The sequence below is a fragment of the Snodgrassella sp. CS2 genome, assembly GCF_050310315.1.
In the GTDB taxonomy this organism is placed as follows: domain Bacteria; phylum Pseudomonadota; class Gammaproteobacteria; order Burkholderiales; family Neisseriaceae; genus Snodgrassella; species Snodgrassella alvi_E.
In genome coordinates this window covers 1-5,347 of sequence record NZ_JBNPBA010000018.1, presented here as the reverse complement: position 1 = coordinate 5,347, position 5,347 = coordinate 1, and the positions used below count along the sequence as shown (strand labels likewise).

7 protein-coding genes are annotated in these 5,347 nt (G+C 34.1%); all 7 read left to right on the top strand.

Annotation, left to right across the window (positions count from 1 at the left end):
• Positions 1-311: hypothetical protein (locus tag ACQP6D_RS10940; RefSeq protein WP_427858222.1), on the top strand; the 311-nt coding region annotated here is incomplete at its 5' end.
• A 429-nt stretch (positions 312-740) separates the two neighbouring features.
• Positions 741-1,775: an RHS repeat-associated core domain-containing protein gene (locus tag ACQP6D_RS10935; protein WP_427858221.1), complete on the top strand. Its 1,035-nt coding sequence runs from the start codon at positions 741-743 to the stop codon at positions 1,773-1,775.
• Positions 1,776-1,784: 9 nt separating this feature from the next.
• A complete protein-coding gene (locus ACQP6D_RS10930) occupies positions 1,785-2,210 on the top strand; it encodes a DUF4279 domain-containing protein (RefSeq protein ID WP_427858219.1) in 426 nt (141 codons plus the stop codon).
• A 233-nt stretch (positions 2,211-2,443) separates the two neighbouring features.
• Entirely contained in the window at positions 2,444-3,520 is a 1,077-nt protein-coding gene (locus tag ACQP6D_RS10925) for an RHS repeat domain-containing protein (RefSeq protein WP_427858218.1), read from the top strand.
• A gap of 86 nt (positions 3,521-3,606) precedes the next feature.
• Positions 3,607-3,864: a hypothetical protein gene (locus ACQP6D_RS10920; RefSeq protein ID WP_427858217.1), complete on the top strand. Its 258-nt coding sequence runs from the start codon at positions 3,607-3,609 to the stop codon at positions 3,862-3,864.
• Positions 3,865-3,896: 32 nt separating this feature from the next.
• Positions 3,897-4,115, top strand: a complete 219-nt coding sequence (locus tag ACQP6D_RS10915) for a hypothetical protein (RefSeq protein WP_367644257.1) — start codon at positions 3,897-3,899, stop codon at positions 4,113-4,115.
• Between the two features lie 690 nt (positions 4,116-4,805).
• On the top strand, positions 4,806-5,099 hold the full coding sequence (locus ACQP6D_RS10910; RefSeq protein WP_371688053.1) for a hypothetical protein: 294 nt from the start codon (positions 4,806-4,808) through the stop codon (positions 5,097-5,099).
• Positions 5,100-5,347: the final 248 nt, after the last annotated feature.

The following is a 5,347-nucleotide window of genomic DNA, read 5'->3' as shown; positions in this document are numbered from 1 at the left end:
AGACTAATCTGTATAAGAATAAATTGAGTAATGAATATATTTATCGTTATATGACAATTGCACGTTTAAAGGAAACTATATTAATTAAAAAATTAAATTTTTTGTCTGACTATGAAAAAATTCAATTATTTACACTCAAACAATGGGAAATAGACATTAAAGATTGGGAAATAAATATGTATAGTGGAAGAGAAACTTTATATGCAATTTACAGAAGGACATATTTATATAAACGGCTGTACGATAAGGAAAAATTTAAAAATTATTATCTGAATTACAATAAACAAATCGATGAGCTTTATTGTAAATGATAAACCCATAAATTAATTTAATAAAAATCTTAATATAATTATACATATTGTAATGATAATTTATGTTAATTAAATCTTAAGTGTTTATGATATTATTTTAAAAAAATATACTTAGAAAAATTAGCACATTTCATTTACTAACAAATTGAACAAATTAACAGCTATGATGTCTTACAGCGACTAGTACAAAACAAACTTGTCAATAAAGGACAAAACCTGCTCGAACGCCACTACAGCTACGATGCCATCGGCAACCGCACCGGTAGCGCCCAACAACCAGGTGAGTGGTAGTACAACGACCTCAACCAACTCATCAAATGGGGGGAAGGCAAACAAAAGACCAGCCTCAGCTACACCATCAACGGGCAGCTAGCGACAGAAGAAAGCGCCAATAAAAAACTCAGCTATAGCTATAACGCCGCCGAGAGATTGAGTAAAGTCAGTAACGACAGCGGAGAAATAGCCAGCTACCAATACGACCCATTTGGCCGGCGCATCAGCAAAACCGTAAATGGCAAAACCACCTACTACATCTACAGCAGCGAAGGGCTGATAGCTGAACTGGATCAAACTGGACGGATGCAAGTAGCGTACGGCTGGATACCGGACAGCGATTGGGGCACCAGCCCCTTATGGCTGGCGAATCTAAACGAAGGCCAAACCCTAAAAAATGCCAGCTATCACTACCTGATAACAGACCATCTGGGCACCCCACAACTAGCAATAAACAGTGCAGGAGAACAAAGCTGGAAAATTAACAGCGATGCGTTTGGCAACAGCGAACTGGATGCCAATAACCAAATCACCATGAACCTGAGGTTTCCGGGACAGTATTACGACGAAGAGACTGGACTATCGTATAACTACTTCAGGGATTACGACGCGAAGACGGGGAGATATATTCAGAATGACCCGATAGGGTTAGCAGGAGGAGTAAACACGTATGGGTATGTAGGTGGAAATCCGCTGGTATACAGTGATCCGACTGGGGAGATTGCTCCGGCGGTAGTTGCAGGAGCAGGAGTTGCAATAGCAGGGATACGACTATGTGCAGCTAATCCAGCTTGCAGATATCTGGCAAAAGAAGCAATCAGATGGGGCATTAGATGGGGTGCTAAAAGTTTAATTACACCCCCACTATTTAATGATAGATCAGATGATGACTGTAGAGATGAAAATGTAGAAATAAATGATACAAGCAGCCATAATATAATAGGAGGATCACCAAATCCGCCGGACCCGGATGATCAAGATAATGGGAAAGATAAACCTAGAAATTTACAAAAAGTAAAGGATAATTATTTGAAGAAAAAAGGGTATGATGCACATGAACTTAAGTCAGAATATGTAGGTAACAAGGATCTGTCTAAGTGGGATCTTTATATTAATAAAGAAACTAAAGAGTTATGGATATTTAGGAAGGGTGGAGCTGGAAAAGGTATTCCTACTGGTTATTATTTATAGGAGTTTGAAATGGAACAAACGACAGTAATGGTAGAATTCGCAATGTGCGGAGAAGAATTTAATCCTGATGAGGTAACAAAATTGCTAGGAATTTTGCCCACAAAAACTAGAATTAAAGGAAGTATGACAGACGCACAATACCATCCAGCTATAGAAACAACTTGGTGTCTGCGTAATTATGAAAATTCAATAAATGATTTAGATCAGCAATTATGTCAAATAATTAATGGACTTAAAGATAAAACTGAAATATTACTCAAATTAAAGAAAGAATATAATTTATATTATATGTTTATTATAGTTGCTTATATCTATAATGATATTGAATCAGATATTTACCTAAAAAGAAATACTTTAGATTTTATATCTCTTTTAGATGCTAAATTAACTATAGAAATAGATACAGATACAGATACAGATACAGATATATATTAATTAAATATAATCTTATTGTTATTTAAAAAATGCTATAGATATTAAAAAATTTTAGTCAATACGAAATCCCAGCTTTTAAGTTGGGATTTTTGTTAAAAATTCTATTAAAATTAATATAAATATATATTTTATTATATTTTATTGAATTAATTATTCTTTGGAAACAAATTGAAATAATTGATAATTTCAAAAATTAATTTGTTTTGAATAAAAGCTAAAATGCAGTCGAACGCTTGAGTAAAGTCTGCAACGACACTAGAGAAGTAGCCAGCTACGAATATGACCCGTTTGGGCGGCGCATCAGCAAAACCGTAAATGGCAAAACCACCTACTACATCTACAGCAGCGAAGGGCTGATAGCAGAACTGGATCAGACAGGACGGATGCAAGTAGCGTACGGCTGGATACCGGACAGCGATTGGGGCACCAGCCCTTTATGGCAGGCGAATCTAAACGAAGGCCAAACCCTAAAAAATGCCAGCTATCACTACCTGATAACAGACCATCTGGGCACCCCACAACTAGCAATAAACAGTGCAGGAGAACAAAGCTGGAAAATTAATAGCGATGCGTTTGGCAACAGCGAACTGGATGCAAATAACCAAATCACCATGAACCTGAGGTTTCCGGGACAGTATTACGACGAAGAGACCGGACTATCGTATAACTACTTCAGGGATTACGACGCGAAGACGGGGAGATATATTCAGAGTGACCCGATAGGGTTAGCAGGAGGAGTAAACACGTATGGGTATGTAGGTGGAAATCTGCTGGTATATAGTGACCCAACTGGGGAGTTGGCTCAAGTAATAGTTCCAGTATTAATAGGAGCCACTATTTTAAGTGCATGTGTAGTGTTACCAGCATGTAATAAATTTGTAAGTGATTCATTGTATGGTTTATATCAAAATATAAAAAATCGAAATGAAGAATTAGGATCACTTCCATCAATTGCTATCTTAAACAAAACTAAAACTAAAAATAAAAGAAAAAAGGGAAAAGAGTGTAATGAAGTAAATATTGATTTAAATAGTAGTTCTAATTCACCTAATGGAGATTGTGATCCTAAAGACTCTGATTGCAAAAGAGAATTTAAAAAACGAATTTCAAAGCAATCGGGTAAAGAAGCTGCTGACGATACTCCCGACTGGGCAAGAGGAAAACCACCATATAAAGATGAAACTCCTGAACAATATGCTATTAGATTAATTAAAGAAAAATATGGGAAAGATACAGTTTTACCAAAATCAAAGAAAGGTGCAAAATCAGAGTATAGTCAAATTAAAAAGGCATGGAGAGGCTATAAATAAACTATAATTTGAAATAGTTAGTTAATCTACATTTTAAGCATTATTAAGATAGACGCAAGTAAATTTAATTTAAAAAGGATGATTAAATGAAGGAAGTATTTCTATTAAATTACGTAACTTATTCATATCATGGTGATAAAGAAATAGCCCTTGAATCACCTGATTCAGAAGATTTTGATGCTGAGACAGAACAAACATTAGGGGTTTATAGTACTTATGATATAGCTTTGGAAAGGAAAAAAAATTTTTCAAAAAGTTATTATCAAAGTAATTTAAAAAGATTAGAAATTCATGATGCTATTGTAGATGACGATTCGTGGCGTGAAGGATTTGTTACTTTTTAATTGGATAATTAATATTATAAAAGGAGTTAAATATGACTCAAAACAAAGTTTATACATTAATTCATGCCAAGGAAACAAAACAGAAAGGTTTAACTGAATTCGGAATTGGCATTTTTTCTTCTTTAGAAAGAGCACTTGAGGAAAAAAAGAAACGTGAGAATGTCTCAGGTTTTAAAGATTATCCTAAAGGTTTCAGAATAGAGGTGTTTGTAATCGATAAAGATTTTTGTCAAGAAATCATTTATTTATAAAAAAAATTTACTAGTTTGACTGATGAGACCGCTTAGCTCTGGTAAAACTAAAATAGAAATACCAGAGCAGCGGCCATATTTTACAGAATAATGCCATTGACAATTGGACTGGCAGCACCAGATGAATTAGAAAATGGCACTTCAATTAGCAGAATTAATTGATTAAATGGGAGAAAGAAAAAAATAGATCAATGATTTAACCTATACCAGCAATGACCAGCTATTAATCCATATGGCATTCGTACTAGCAAAACTGCAAACGGCAATTCCACCTGCTACATCTAGGGTTAGCAGGAGGAGTAAACACGTATGGATATGTAGGTGGAAATCCGCTTTTATACAGTGACCCGACTGGGGAGATTGCTCCTATAGCTGTTCCATTAATCGTTGCTGTAATAAGGGTAGCAATAAATGGGATACGATTTTGTGCGTTAAATTTTACTTGAAACAGACTGGCAAGCGAAGCGTTGAAATGGGGGATGGTAGGAGAGCAAGCAGCTACTGATAAACATAGGCAAGTGGGTGATAGGAATAGAGTTATAAGAGAATGTAAAAAATATAAAGATAGTGAGGTAGGTTATACTGTACATGTTTAGGAGATAGAGTTGTGATTACAAAATCAAATGGAGAAATACATACTAGTTTCAAAAATTTCAGAGCTAATACCAATATGAGAGTAAAGAAGGGAAAATGGGTTCGACAATGGGACTAAATTTATATAAAGAAAGCAGTATATTAATAAATCAATGTAATAATGATTGTGATAATATATGTAAAGCTAACTTGTTAGAAAGATTGAAAGATAATAAGTTTGCTGTAATATCAATAGATTATTTATACGATGATACTGATTTCGAGAAGGATTGTGTAAGCCAAAAAAAAAATTATTACGAATTAGTTAGAGAAGAATTTAGCTTTTCATATTTAAAATGGTTTAATACTGAACAAGAAGCATTAGACAATTTTTTTTATGATATGGTTTAATAAAAATGTACTTTATTTTATTTGCAATTAACTATAAAGCTATGGATAAGTAAAATAGCGGTAAAATATATTTGGGCTTTAACTAAGATTAAATAGTTAAAGCTTTTTTTAATATATTATTATTTGCAGATGTATAAATTCTGAACTATATAAATTAAAACGAATATTTAAGGAGAAATAGCCAGCTACCAGTACGACCCATTTGGCCGGCGCATCAGCAAAACCGTAAATGGCAAAACTACCTACTA

What these genes read in the sequence shown, in the direction of transcription:
- ACQP6D_RS10910 (WP_371688053.1), top strand. Translation starts at nt 4,806, where the DNA reads ATGGGTTCGACAATGGGACTAAATTTATATAAAGAAAGCAGTATATTA.
- ACQP6D_RS10930 (WP_427858219.1), top strand. Translation starts at nt 1,785, where the DNA reads ATGGAACAAACGACAGTAATGGTAGAATTCGCAATGTGCGGAGAAGAA.
- ACQP6D_RS10915 (WP_367644257.1), top strand. Translation starts at nt 3,897, where the DNA reads ATGACTCAAAACAAAGTTTATACATTAATTCATGCCAAGGAAACAAAA.
- ACQP6D_RS10920 (WP_427858217.1), top strand. Translation starts at nt 3,607, where the DNA reads ATGAAGGAAGTATTTCTATTAAATTACGTAACTTATTCATATCATGGT.